Here is a 13,652-nt window from a genome sequence, read left to right as displayed (position 1 = left end):
TATATCAGCACCAAAACCTGATTCTGTTATATGGTATTCAGAGAGCTTGAGGCCTACCTGGTCAGCAATAATTGAGCTCTGGCCGATAGCTATATTGGCAAAGGGGCCTGCATGAACCAGAACCGGCTGGCCTTCAAGAGTCTGCATGATGTTCGGGTTAAGGGCGCCTACCATCCATGCTGTCATTGCGCCGGCAACTTCAAGCATTTCTGTGGTAATGGGTTTGCCCTTCTTGTCATATGCTACAACGATCTTGCCCATGCGTTCACGCATGTCTTTAAGGTCTTTGGCAACAGCAAGAATGGCCATAACCTCTGAAGAAACAGCTATTGCAAATTTTGACTTCATCATGAAACCATCTGAATTACCGCTTCCCTCAATACCGATGATGATATTTCTCAATGCCTGGCAGCAGTAGTCAATAACCCACCCCATTGAAACTTTTGTCGGGTCAATGTCCAGCCTGGGCATCTTTGAGAGCCTTAAAAGCTGTTCATCATTGTAGTTTCTTTCATGCTGGAGACGTGATGTAAGGGCGACCATTGCAAGGTTGTGTGCATTCATAATGGCATTGATATCGCCGGTAAACCCGAGTGAAAACTCTGTAAGGGGGATACACTGGGCCAGACCGCCGCCTGCCGCAGAACCTTTAATGTTCATTGTGGGGCCGCCTGATGGCTGACGTATAGCCGCAGATGCCTTTTTGCCCCTTTTGCCAAGACCCTGGACAAGGCCCATTGTTGATGTTGATTTGCCTTCTCCAAGGGGCGTGGGGGTTACCGCTGTAACATCGATGTATTTTCCGTCCGGTTTGTCTTTTGTCCTGTCAAGCACTGACCTGTAATCTATTTTGCCAAAATAATGGCCATAGGGGAGGAGCTCATTTTTTAAGAGTCCAAAGGTTTCACCGACCTCGTATACTGTCTTCATAGTCTTTTCTGCTTCCTGGGCGATCTGCCAATCAGCAAGCTTGGTTGGATCTAACTTCATATTAAATTCTCCTTTCATTGTTTAACCTGTATAGCGTCATAAATTTAGTATTATCTCCGGGTAAAATGTCAAATAACCTTTACCGTATCAGGGCATGATCAGTTACAAACATCCCATGAAATAACCCCATATAAATACAGGTAGAAAGGAAATGAATCAAGCAAAATCTTGCCTGACACAAACAATTTTTTGAGTAAGATTGAAGGTTTACAGGCTTGAAATTTCAAGTCCGAGGTCAACGGCCCTTACAGAGTGAGTGAGCGCCCCCACAGAGATCATATCCACCCCTGTCGCTGCAATCTCTTTGATATTCTCGATAGTTATCCCGCCAGATGCCTCAAGGAGCGCCCTTCCGGCAACCAGTTTAACCGCCTTTTTAAGCTGTTCAGGAGGCATATTATCAAGAAGGATTATATCGGCCCTTGCCTCAATGGCCTCATTGAGGCCGTTTATATCCTCTACCTCAACCTCGATCTTGATCCCGTCAGGAGCCTTTGTTCTTGCTGCCTCTATTGCCTTCCTGATACCCCCAGCAACCGCAATATGGTTATCCTTGATAAGTATCGCATCATAAAGACCAAAACGGTGGTTATGCCCCCCTCCTATGGGTACAGCATACTTATCAAGCAGCCTCAGGCCAGGAGCAGTCTTTCTTGTATCCAAGATTTTTACCCTGTCAGAACCTGCCTTTTCAACATAATGGCTCGTAATGGTGGCAATACCGCTCATCCTCTGAATAAGATTAAGGGCGGTCCGCTCTGCCTTAAGGATAACGGCCATGCCACCCTTTATGGCACAGACTATTTTCCCCGCAGGGACCCTCTCCCCGTCATTATAAAATGTCTCAAATGTGACCAAGGGATCAAGTATGGAAAATACCCTCATAAAGACAGGTAGCCCGGCAAGTATGATATCCTCCCTTGCCTCAAGCACTGCCCTGCCAATAATATCCTGCCCTATAATAGCGTCAGTTGTGAGATCACCAGGGCCAAGGTCTTCTGCAAGGGCATTTTTAATAATCCGGTCAATCAGTATATGATCCTTAAGCATCTATCCCCTCGAAAAAAGCAAGGCTTTCCATAAGTTTATTCAACTGGGTTGTTGACAAAGCAACCTTTTCTTTTACCTTTTCAACAACATCCGCAGGGGCATTTTCAAGAAATCCGCTGCTTGAAAGCTTCTTTTCAGAAACATCCATCTCTTTTTTAATCTTTGCTATCTCCTTGTTTATCCGGGCCTTTTCCTCTTTAACATCAATAACCCCCTTTAACAGGATATGGATATTATTGCCCTCGTATACCGCTGTTACAGATGCCTCAGGCTTATTAAGCTCCTTTTCGAGTTTGACGTGCTCCACCCTTGCAAGGTTCTTAATGTAGTTTATGTTAGCCTTAATTACTCCCCTCCGGGCATCATCAGGCATGGACACATGTATATCCACCTTTTTGGATGGATGGATGTTCATCTCACCCCTGATATTTCTGATGCTGTTTATTACACCCATAATAAAGGCCATCTCTTTCACAGCAGTGTCATCAACAGGGTAATCGGCCTGCACAGGAAAACTTGCCTTCATGATGCTGCCTGATGCGCCGGGGAGCCTCTGCCATATCTCCTCTGTAATAAATGGCATAAACGGGTGAAGTATCCTCATGATCCCTGACAGGAGCTTTACAAGGGTGCACCTGACAGAAAGACTCAATTGTTTATCTTCGCTGTAGAGCCACTCCTTTGCCATCTCAAGGTACCAGTCGCAGAACTCGTGCCATACAAACTGGTATGCCAGGCCCGCTGCATCATTATAGCGGTATTCTTCAAGCGCGATAGATACATCCCTCCCCACTTCACCAAGCCTTGCAAGTATCCACCTGTCAGGAAGCGAAAGCACTGTATCAGCGCTATCTTTTTCATCCCCCTTGAGGTTTGAAAGCACAAGCCTTGCCGAGTTCCATATCTTGTTAATAAAATGCCTGTAACCCTCTATCCTCTCTTCAGATAATTTTATATCCCTGCCCTGTGCTGCAAATGCAGCGAGCGTAAACCTGAATGCATCTGTGCCGTACTGGTCTATTACTATGAGGGGGTCAATCACATTTCCCTTTGATTTACTCATCTTTTTGCCCTCTGCGTCGCGGACAAGGGCGTGGATATACACGTCAGAGAATGGCACATCACCCATAAAATGAAGCCCCATCATCATCATTCTTGCCACCCAGAAGAAGAGGATATCAAAACCTGTTACAAGTGCTGAGGTTGGGTAAAACATCCTTAACGCCTCAGTATTATCAGGCCAGCCAAGGGTAGAAAACGGCCACAGGGCAGAGCTGAACCAGGTGTCGAGCACATCGGTCTCCTGTCTGAGCTCTGTGTTCCCGCATGTGGTGCAGGTTTTTGGTTCATCCTTTGCCACCATCATGTTACCGCATCTGTCGCAGAACCATGCAGGTATGCGGTGTCCCCACCATATCTGTCTTGATATGCACCAGTCACGGATATTGTTCATCCAGTCAAAATAGACATTCTCCCATGTCTTTGGCAGTATCCTTGTTTTACCGCTCTGTACCGCCTCTATTGCCTTTTTAGCAAGCGGTTCTGTCTTTACAAACCACTGTTTGGAAAGAAGCGGCTCTATCATGGTCTTACATCTGTAGCAGTGGCCTGTTGCGTTTTTGTATGGCTCCTTTTTCTCAAGGAGGCCATCCTTTTCAAGGTCAGCCACAATCATCTCGCGGCATTCAAACCTGTCCATACCCCTGTATTTGCCGGCAAGTTCATTCATTTTGCCGTCTTCATCTATAACCTTGACCCTTTCAAGACCATGCTTGTTTCCGATGTTAAAGTCATTCGGGTCATGTGCAGGTGTGACCTTGAGGGCGCCTGTACCAAACTCCTTGTCCACATACTTATCAAGTATCACAGGTATGGCCTTGCCTGTTACAGGGAGCAGCACATATTTGCCGGGTAGGTCCTGATATCTTTCATCCTCGGGGTTTACAGCAACCGCAGTATCACCTAGGAGCGTTTCAGGCCTTGTGGTGGCAACTACGAGATACTTGTCACTGTTTTCAAACCTGTATTTAAGGTGGTAAAGGAAGCTGTCCCTGTCCTCATGTTCCACCTCAATATCCGCAATTGCTGTATGACACCTCGGGCACCAGTTTATGATATAATCACCGCGGTATATTAACTCCTCGTTATAGAGCCTTACAAAAACCTCTTTCACAGCCCTTGAAAGCCCCTCATCCATTGTAAACCGCTCTCTGTCCCAGTCACAGGAGCTGCCGAGCTTTTTGAGCTGGTTGATTATGAGTCCGCCATATTTCGCACGCCATTCCCATACAAGCTCAATAAATTTTTCTCTCCCAACATCATGCCTGCTCAGGCTCCTTTTCATGAGGTCCTTTTCAACCACATTCTGGGTAGCGATACCAGCATGGTCTGTGCCCGGCTGCCAGAGTACATTAAAACCCTTCATCCTCTTGTAGCGGCATAAAACATCCTGCAATGTATTGTTAAGGGCATGGCCCATATGAAGGGTGCCTGTTACATTGGGGGGCGGTATAACTATGCAGAACGGCCTTTTATCAGAAGGGACTTCAGCCCTGAAAAGCCCCTCTTTGAGCCAGTATTCATACCACTTCTCTTCCACATCCTTTGGTTCATAACCTTTTGCCATTATCTCTTCAGGCATCATAAAACTCCTGTAATCTAAATTCTTAAAACTGATTAAAAAAGGGGTCGCAACTGCGGCAACCCCTTATAGGTAAAACTAAAGCCGGATGAACACTAATTATTCTGACTCAGCTTCAAGGCTTTTTTTCAAACCCTCGATGGCCTCTGAAATAACCTTTTCGGCCACATCCTTAAAGACCTCGCGTGCAACCTTTTCCACTACTTCAGTTACCACCTTTGTTACTATCTCCTCGATCCGCTCTTCCGATATTGCCGGCTGCATGGTTGTTTTAAGAGGTACAGCAGGGATCTCATCCTCAGGTCCAGAGTCATCAATAACCGGGATCTCCGATTGAACAGAATCCAGAGGTGGGGCTGTATCAGGCTGATCTACATCTCTTAAGAGCAAATCCTGGCTCTCAGCCAGTGTTAAATCAGCAGATGCAGATGATACAATAACACCCTCTGTGGCAACCTCATCCGGGAAAATGGTTTCAAGCACCTTGCCATCAAGCTGTATATCATCCAGGTGCACATAACCAGGATCCCCTTCATCCACACCTGAAAATTCTATCTTTTCATCATCAGCGGATATCTCTTCTAAAATAGACACGGCTTCGGTATTAATATCATCATCTGTCCCCCAGAGCGGTTTACTGTCAGAATCATCGTCAGAAGAGGCAATAGTCTTTTCAAGATCACCCCCAAAGATATCAGGCCCGGCAGTCTGTTCATAATCAGTTCCTTCTGTTTTTTCAGTTGCGGGTGCGCCTGTGTCAAAATCCCTGAAAAGGTTTCCCTGAACACTCACAGGAGCCGGATTGTCAACAATCTTTTCATCGGAGATAGGCTCCTCTTCAAGAGCGCTTTCAAGGTCTGAAAAATCCTCAGGTTCCAGGATAAATTCCTTTCTAACCTCGGGCAATTCTTCAGTATCCTCTGTCAACTCATCAAGCACAGTATCCTCAAGCAGTTTTTCAAATAGATCACCTGTAATGTCTGAATCTGAAGGAGTCGTGCCGGAATCATCCGGCAGATTTTCGTCCGGTAGAAGCTCATCAGGACCCTCTTCAGTCAGGTTTAATCCGAGGTCATCAGCAGGGGCAGAGATATCAGCCTCAAGAAGGAGATCATCAAACCCTCCCTTTTTATCTGTTTCTGTCTCGATCAAATCATCCGAGAAACCCACAAGATCATCCGTAAACCTTATATCATCTTTTAATATTTCATCCTCTTCGAAAAGCTCTGCACCCCCCTTCTCTAGCAGATCAGTAAGCTCAATAACGCCCTCATCATCTCCCTCGCCGGTAGCCTCACCTGTATTATCAGTGAGGTCGTCAAGGCCTATATCAAGCAAATCAATGTTTTCTTTGATCTCATCTTCAAACAGATTATCATCCTTGTCCATGTTGGAACTCCTGTGAAGGAAGGTAAAATCGTTTTTGTATCTTTTAATCCGGTAAACCGCCGAAATATGAGTAAAAACAACAATAAACAGCACAATTTGTTAGCATATATCCAACAATCCTGTCAAGCGCATTAAAGGTTTATATTTGAACTGGCCCGGTTACCGCAGTGTGGGTTAAAATGCCTTGTGTTTAAATTAAAACAGTCAAATCTTTATCCTCAGCCATCTCGCCCATACGATAGGGATAAAAGATTTGAAATGGGCTTTAAACGCATGGCCTTATATTAAAAACTCTTTTACTTCAACATTATTCAAGTCTCAATCTGACTCTCTGAACAGATGTTTTCAAATAAAAACTGGAGACTATCTGATATCACGCAGCGGGACATGATGATATCGTTCATAACCCGCTCTTTCATTAAGCGCCCTTGTCCAATCCTGCACAGCGGTCAGTGGCACTTCATAATGATCCCCAAGCGCACTGTCTTTAAAAAATGTCTGGTCACGGATCACCTCTGTCCAGTTGGCAGCAATACGATCCTGAGCGTTCTGCCGGTTATTGTATGACTGGTTTAGTATATTATTGATCTCCTTCATATCATTCATGGCATTGCTCAGGCGCTCTTGATGGACATAATCAGCAACATCCCAGCTCTTCCATATCTCAAGAAGCATGGGCAGATTACCGGCAAAGAGTTGCGGGGGAGTAGAGACAATAGAAATATAAAAGGTCCATTGACCCATGCCAGGCATAATGCCTACGAGGGCAAAGGCTGTGAATTTTAGGGCCTGCTCCCCTTCACCAAGCTGCCAGTCAAAATGACAATAGGCCGCCTGCCCGTTATTCGGCCAGGGTGTCGGGCTGCTGGAATAAAACCGGAGTATCTTCTGCGGTGTGCCTGGAAGCATCTGGGGGAACACCTGTTGAAGGGCAGTGACCGGATCAGTATATGGAGCGGATATCAGGCTGGCTCCTCCAGGAAATTGAGTGTAATAGGGATCAACAGCCTGAGCAAGCACAGGTGTCCAGATGCCAAGGCTCACCCTGCTTCCATCCTGGCCGCCGGCATCCACCATGCCTTTACTTCCACCCATCACCTGCCAGTCCGAAGGAAGCATCATTGTTCCACTGCCATCAGGAATCATGGCCTGTCTCCATTTTATATCCTGTGGTGACCTCTTTTCGCTGTACAAGGACGGCAGATGCCTTGAAACCCCCTGAATAAGGAGATTAAGTGTAGCCCCCAGGCTTGCGGGGGAGTCAAATAGACATGCTGATATAAAACCTGTATCATCCTTAGCTGAAATTATCATTCCCCTGACCTCTCCTGAAGGGGTATCAGCACCAAAAAGTGTTCTGATTTCAAGGCCGTTAATATCAGCTACAGCAGAATAGAGGATAATATTATTCATCTGACTCTGCCGAAGCCGGTTTAATGTCTCCATTAATGCCTCCCTGGAAGAGGCTGCTCCCCTGCTGTTGTATAACCAGGCCTGACCATTTCCTGCCTTAGTATCCACAGGTGTAAAACCTTTTGGAGGTGAAAGAGGTAACAGGCTGATAGAGTCGCTTTTTCTCACCGTGACTGCCTGTTTGTCTTCACCCCTATTGTCTTTTGATATGAGATGATCAGATTCAATGGAGGCAAAGATAAAATTGTCAAATATAAACCTGCCGGTTCCAAGGGCCAGAAGCCCAATGCCATTTGCTTCACCCGATCTGTGCCCAAGAGATCCTATCTCCTGTTCATTAATAAGGAAGGCTACCTTCTCCTTTTCAGATATTATGGAGAGACGGTTGGGTTTCCCATTCACAATTGCACTGTGAGTGCCTCGCATCATTATCTTAAAACCATTTTCATCCCTCTTAATAATTCCATACTCATTCTGGTTCATGATGACAAATGCCAGATAAAACCTTGTTCCTGAATCAAGATCAAATATAAGCCCTGCCCCGGAATCAAAATCATTTTTTGAAAAACTCCCATCTACTTCCACGCTTATTCTGGAATTTGTTAATGAATGGCCTGTATCGGGCGAAAAATAGTAATACCTGACAGCGCTGTTATCAGAGCTGTTTTCAAGTATGTACCTGCCATTTTCAAGGCTCCCTGCCCATGCCCCATCATTACCAAAAAGCAAATGCCCTTTAAACATCAATTCCCCTGATTTTTCTGCATCAAATTTCTCAGAATATAATACCCTGCCACTGGCAAAGGATTGATCATTACCATCCTGTGAGAAAAACAGAGTTGATAATAAAACAACTATAAAGAGCAAAATAGCCACAGTTATGATTATTTTTTTTAAGGACATGAGATTCTCCTTGTCTGATTTTAGAAAAATTATGCTGAAGATATTTTCAGTGTCTCTTACCTGTTTATGAATAATTTTTCTTCATCTATTCCAGGAGCTGATCGTGATGGGGACATCTTTAACTATTATAATAACTTGATTCTCTGGCTATTCTTATCATGGGATATCTAACTCATACCATATCAATATGTCAATTTATTTTAATATTTAAGGATTTTCCCTTTTTATTGGACATATTTAAAAGCTGCTTGCTATGGGGGATTGAATAAAACCGAAGATGCAATAGGAATCCTCAAGTATCTTTTAGATAATTTTCCGGATTCAAATTATGCATACCAGGCAAGGAAGAAACTAATAAAGTTAGAAAATGGCAGTTAATCCGAATTATTACATGCCCCATTGAATTTTATTAATTACTAAAAACTATTGAGGGGATAAAAAGTCTGGATTGGGGACCTGCAACTTCATACAGTTCCTCAATTTTTTCTTTTTGCGCTCTGTTTCTTTTCAGAGAGCGGGATTGCGTAACTGTTATCTTCCCTTTTTCTACTGAATATTTACCATCTATCTCACCAAATCGATTTGAAAAGGAGACATCCTTTAAGGGGGTAGTGGGGGTCCATGACTCCGGGAAGTGGATAGTTATATTTTTTATAACCTTTTCATCATATGGTATTTTAATGGGATTATAACGTTTTTTAGAATCGATTTTAAATGTAGCCCCTGAAGATGGTGAGAATAAGCCTCCTGTTTGAAAGATAATTTCATCAGGAAGCAGTGTAACCAGGTTGTCAAGTTTATACACCAGTTTAACCTTTAAAGGTTTTTTATATTCTTCAAGGTTCACTATCTCAAATGAAGTCAGTTCCGCAACACCTTCATCATAGGCAAGCAGTTTCTCAACTGTCTTCTTTTGTTCATCTTCCTTTAAATTTTTAAACAGCTCACGGAAATTGATTGCGAGATTTCCATAAAACATTTTTTCTTCTGCTACGTGAATAAGACCTTCCTCATCGATGGCTAAATCAGTAGATTCCTCAATCCGGTTATTAGTCTCTATCTCCACAGGAACGTCCCATATTTCAATAAGGTATTTAGGACTGTAGAAACCCCCTTTACCTATATCTATCGCCACAGCCTTCTGGTCCTGAAAGTTTTCCGGAATATAGCCGACGGGAATCTTGAAGTAGGGAAACAATACATAGGTTTTATTGTCAAGTTTTACTCCAACCGCCGGACTTGAAACTTGAGTAGATGAGATGTAGGTCTCATCAAAGTAGCCCTGTTCTACCGAATGAAGAAGGAGATACTTGGCATCGATACCTGCCTCCAGAAGCATTGCCTGCGCAAGTCCTGTTATGCGCAGTGGGTTCCCCTTTTTCTTCTTTAAAATATTGTGATAGAAGTCGTTTTTATCGCTGGAAGGTTCAATATTCTCCTGCAGATAGGTGATGATGGTATCCATACGTTCTACTGGGTCTTCTATCCCTTTGATCAGTTCATTTGTTGTCTTAGCCACTTTGGAACCGACTATTTCGCCTTTTTTCGTTGCGTACACTACATAACCCTCAACGGCCTCATCCCATGAGAGCGGGGCCGTCCATTCTACCGCCGTCTTCATCTCCTGGATCACCTGGAATTGAAAGCATTTTCCCTGTTCCACCAAAGAGGGGGCATATGGTTCTTCTATATAGGCAGGTATATTATCAGCCGAATATAATATTGTGCTTGTTTTTCCTTCTTCAGTGAAATTGACCTTGACATTCTGATAATCGGAGATTTTTTTTGTCTGAATCGTCCATCGGGATGGAAATCTATAGCTGAACCTGTATTTTTCACAGGGAATGGAAAACTGCGTATTAATACTATGGCTCTGCCGATGATAGGTATGAGTCAGTTCATATCCTTCTTCTATGATCGTTCCCTTAGTCACATTAGGATAGACAAATTTATATGTGATCTGATTTTCAGATGTTTTCTCCTGATGAAGGTCATCGTATCCAAACTGTTTGACCTCCCTGTTCGGATAGGTAATACGCAGATATAGTGTTGAGAGATCTTCTCCATAGGTTCTCAGTTCAAATGTGGTCAGGTTCTCATTATCCGGATTTAAAACCATGTATTTTTTTATAAAAACCTTGTAACAAGCATACTTGTTCGTATGCTCAAGCAGATACTCATTATTGAGGAACACACCGTCATGATCACCATATTTTTTTTCATAAGCGGTGAAATCCACCTCTTCTGCAGGTATGGACAGGCTTGGGACTGCAAGACGAGAACCATGTTTTGGAGCTGCAGAGGCTACACCGGAAGTTACAAGCAATGCAGTAAATAATAAAATAATAGATCGTCTCATTCTTTGCTCCTCATGATAAACATCTCCTTTTTGCTCGTTAAATATTCATCACAAAATTTTAAAATGCCCTCTTTTTTTTCAAAATTTAACTGTTTCTCAGACTGCTGATAATTATATAAAATGGATAACCGATTGGTGTCCCCCTTAAGAGTAGATGAAGAGAAAAAGGTACTCCCCTCTTTACCCAGTACAAACTCTTCCACATCTGCTTCATATCCAGATATATCTAAATCTATTTTCATCTTGATGTAGTTCCTGGACTCCAGTTGAACTAAATAATCATCCTTTTTCCGGTCAAGGATCTCTTTATTTATCATGAGAAATGCTGTTTTGGGTATATATTTTTTTGTTGTGGAGGATATTATAAAATTGGACAAATCAGCCTTTGCACGAAGTGTGAGGGAGTTGTTCTCTTTTTTTATTTGTTGAAAATCATCAAGTATAATCCTGTATAGATTCAAGGATACCATTTTGGATAGGATATTTTTCTGCTCAACACCGGTCAATTCGGTTTCGGAATAGATTGCGTCATGGAAGTAATTATTTCTCAATACTACAACTGCAGAGCAATTTTCCGGTCGTGACAGGTCTCCAGAGATATCTATCTCCATTGACGGATTAAAATTAGGAGCGGGGATAACCTCAAAACGCGGTTTTTCCCTGTTCAATATGAACGCCTGTTTTCCAATAACACCTTCAGGCAGATTTCCGAATTCGCAATATTTTGCTGTTGGATCGAAATATAACATTTGTCTGCCATCATTGTAGGCACAGATAACATGGTTAAACTCTGTCACATGCAAACCCTTAAAGGGTGGAAAAGGCTCAGTGTTCACCAGTGCCATATCAACATCAATACCATAGAATTTCGCGATTGCAGATATGAGATATGCCCTGTCCTTGCAGTCCCCGTAATTATTTTTAAAGGTAAAGGAAGGTTCTCGTGGTGTATAGGCATTTGAGTAACGGTAGTCAGCGATGTAACGAATATTCTTCTGGACATATTCGTGAATTATCTTCAGTTTCTCAAGGGGTGACTGAGCCTTTTTTATTTCCACACCGAGTGGATCTTCCGGGCTGACATTGAATCTGGGAGTTAAATCAACCAGGCTCCCATACCAGTTGAGGAAATCTTCCGGGTTATGAGGTGTAACAGCCCTTCCATTATCAGTGATTTTAATAAGAATTGCCGCCTGAAAATCATTATATGGGTAATAAAAGAGAGGCTTTTGATAGTTAAATGGATTAAAGGATAAGGTTGTCTTCCGGGGATGAGTACGGTCGATATTATAATCTGTAGATTCGCGAGAAGAAATTATCTCAAAATCTATTCTTATATTTTCAGGGTGATTAAAAATAAGGTCATAGGCTTTAACAGAATCTATATTCGGAATGATCTCGATAGGTAAAAAGGCGATATCTTCGAATTCTTGTTTATAACTGATGACCGCGATATCTCCCTGTTTAATATCATCGGGGAGATTTATCTTGTGGAATTTAGTATCCGAGATAAATATATCCTTATAATCAATTAACCCTGTGGATATATAATCTTTTTTTAATAGTTTATTGCGGAATTTCACTTTCAGGTTACTTATTTTTTCAAAGTAGTGTTCGTAGATATAAAACTGGGTATTTCGGATTGACCGCTCACTAAGAAATAAATACTGCTCCTTAATGTCAGATGTTGAGTAGTATGAATCATTACCTTTTTTACGTATATCATATGTGATTTTTTTCTGATAAGCTACATCCGGCTCAGCAGCATGACTGAGGTTCGCAGCGAAAACAGCAAGAAGGGTAAAACAGAAAACAAGTCTTTTTCGAGGCTTCATTTTTTTTAATTACCGTTGTGTATGGAAAAGAATTAATTTATTTGTCTTTGATAAGAATCCGTTTTAGGGAACGGAGTATATGGAGTTTGGTGTTGCATGTCAATCTGAATTCACCCAACCATATTATTGTATTTCGGTTTGCTATTATATTTGGCCGCCTTGTTTTATTATTGGGGAGCTTGAAGGAAAAATGTGATATATATTTTTGTCCGTATCCATCATGTCTTGCATTAAGTCGCTGAGCGTCAAATCAAGACATTCCCGTGAATTGTGGGTAAAATAAATTCAATCTGGTAATGATATGCGATCAAAAAAAAGATTCAGGCCCTTTTGTATAATTCTTGTTTTGGGTTTTTCCAGTTTATTATTATCATCATGCGGTTTTGTTGCTGCATCGTATCTTATAGTGACAGCGCCGTATAAGGTGACAAAGCTGGCAACAAAAACCATATACGGCACTAGCAAGGTCATTTATAAAATCGGGAAATTCACCTTTAATGTGGTAAAGGCTCCTGTCGACTGGCCTTTTACCAATGATGGGCTTGAGTCTATTGATGGCCTCTCTCCAAAAGAGGCAATAGCGCAGGGTCGTGTAAAAATGGCCCCCTATGTTGTTAATGGCAGGGAATACGTCCCAATGTCCCTCAAAGAGGCAGGAGAATATAAGGAGGTGGGGATTGCCTCATGGTATGGCGAAGAGACCATGAAAAAGAAGGGAGGGCACATGACCGCAAATGGTGAGGCATTTGACCCTGACGGTCTTAATGCCGCCCACAAGCACCTTCCCCTTCCCTCCTATGTGAGGGTTACAAACCTTCAAAACAAAAAATCAATAATAGTAAGGGTAAATGATCGCGGCCCTTTTGTAGATAACAGGATAATCGACCTCAGCGAGGGTGCAGCAAAAAACTGGGATATTATAAGAATGGAACAGCCAGGGTGCTGGTTGAGGCTATTGAGGTAGAGGAAATCGAATAAGGATTTGGTCAAACAGGAAGTCCCCATCATTAATAATCTCAAGGCGGTTTAAGATTTACATCTATAACCGCCTTTAATTTGGGGGGGGGGGGGC

Annotated in this window: 7 protein-coding genes and 1 pseudogene; 1 reads left to right on the top strand and 7 read right to left on the bottom strand. The window is 42.7% G+C overall.

All coding sequences use genetic code 11. The annotated features are described in order from the left end of the window. From GX654_17345 to GX654_17315, 7 genes are all read right to left on the bottom strand, one after another. A partial coding sequence (locus tag GX654_17345) for a formate--tetrahydrofolate ligase (protein NLD38628.1) occupies window positions 1–990 on the bottom strand: 990 nt, incomplete at its 3' end. A 207-nt stretch (window positions 991–1,197) separates the two neighbouring features. Beyond that, window positions 1,198–2,040: a carboxylating nicotinate-nucleotide diphosphorylase gene (gene nadC / locus GX654_17340; GenBank protein NLD38627.1), complete on the bottom strand. Its 843-nt coding sequence runs from the start codon at window positions 2,038–2,040 to the stop codon at window positions 1,198–1,200. Continuing rightward, entirely contained in the window at window positions 2,033–4,681 is a 2,649-nt protein-coding gene (locus tag GX654_17335) for a valine--tRNA ligase (protein NLD38626.1), read from the bottom strand. The genes nadC and GX654_17335 overlap by 8 nt, the downstream gene beginning before the upstream one ends. Before the next feature lie 99 nt (window positions 4,682–4,780). Further along, window positions 4,781–6,070 (bottom strand): hypothetical protein, encoded by a 1,290-nt coding sequence (locus tag GX654_17330; protein ID NLD38625.1) that lies wholly within the window; start codon window positions 6,068–6,070, stop codon window positions 4,781–4,783. 363 nt (window positions 6,071–6,433) lie between these two features. Next, complete coding sequence (locus tag GX654_17325; GenBank protein NLD38624.1) at window positions 6,434–8,386, bottom strand: hypothetical protein; 1,953 nt, start codon at window positions 8,384–8,386, stop codon at window positions 6,434–6,436. A gap of 409 nt (window positions 8,387–8,795) precedes the next feature. Next, complete coding sequence (locus GX654_17320; GenBank protein ID NLD38623.1) at window positions 8,796–10,745, bottom strand: transglutaminase domain-containing protein; 1,950 nt, start codon at window positions 10,743–10,745, stop codon at window positions 8,796–8,798. Continuing rightward, window positions 10,742–12,580, bottom strand: a complete 1,839-nt coding sequence (locus tag GX654_17315; protein ID NLD38622.1) for a transglutaminase domain-containing protein — start codon at window positions 12,578–12,580, stop codon at window positions 10,742–10,744. The genes GX654_17320 and GX654_17315 overlap by 4 nt, the downstream gene beginning before the upstream one ends. 301 nt (window positions 12,581–12,881) lie before the next feature. Here GX654_17315 and GX654_17310 point away from each other — a divergent pair. Beyond that, a pseudogene (locus tag GX654_17310) lies at window positions 12,882–13,558 on the top strand (septal ring lytic transglycosylase RlpA family protein). The last annotated feature ends 94 nt before the right edge of the window (window positions 13,559–13,652 follow it).

Origin of the sequence: Desulfatiglans sp., assembly GCA_012513605.1 — a bacterium.
In the GTDB taxonomy this organism is placed as follows: Bacteria; Desulfobacterota; DSM-4660; order Desulfatiglandales; family HGW-15; genus JAAZBV01.
The sequence above is the reverse complement of the archived record's forward strand: the minus strand, read 5'-3'. Positions and strand labels throughout refer to the sequence as shown.

Bases quoted from the DNA above. Each gene is read 5' to 3' on its own strand.
- GX654_17315 (NLD38622.1), bottom strand. From the start codon at position 12,580: ATGAAGCCTCGAAAAAGACTTGTTTTCTGTTTTACCCTTCTTGCTGTT.
- GX654_17335 (NLD38626.1), bottom strand. From the start codon at position 4,681: ATGCCTGAAGAGATAATGGCAAAAGGTTATGAACCAAAGGATGTGGAA.
- GX654_17330 (NLD38625.1), bottom strand. From the start codon at position 6,070: ATGGACAAGGATGATAATCTGTTTGAAGATGAGATCAAAGAAAACATT.
- nadC (NLD38627.1), bottom strand. From the start codon at position 2,040: ATGCTTAAGGATCATATACTGATTGACCGGATTATTAAAAATGCCCTT.
- GX654_17320 (NLD38623.1), bottom strand. From the start codon at position 10,745: ATGAGACGATCTATTATTTTATTATTTACTGCATTGCTTGTAACTTCC.
- GX654_17325 (NLD38624.1), bottom strand. From the start codon at position 8,386: ATGTCCTTAAAAAAAATAATCATAACTGTGGCTATTTTGCTCTTTATA.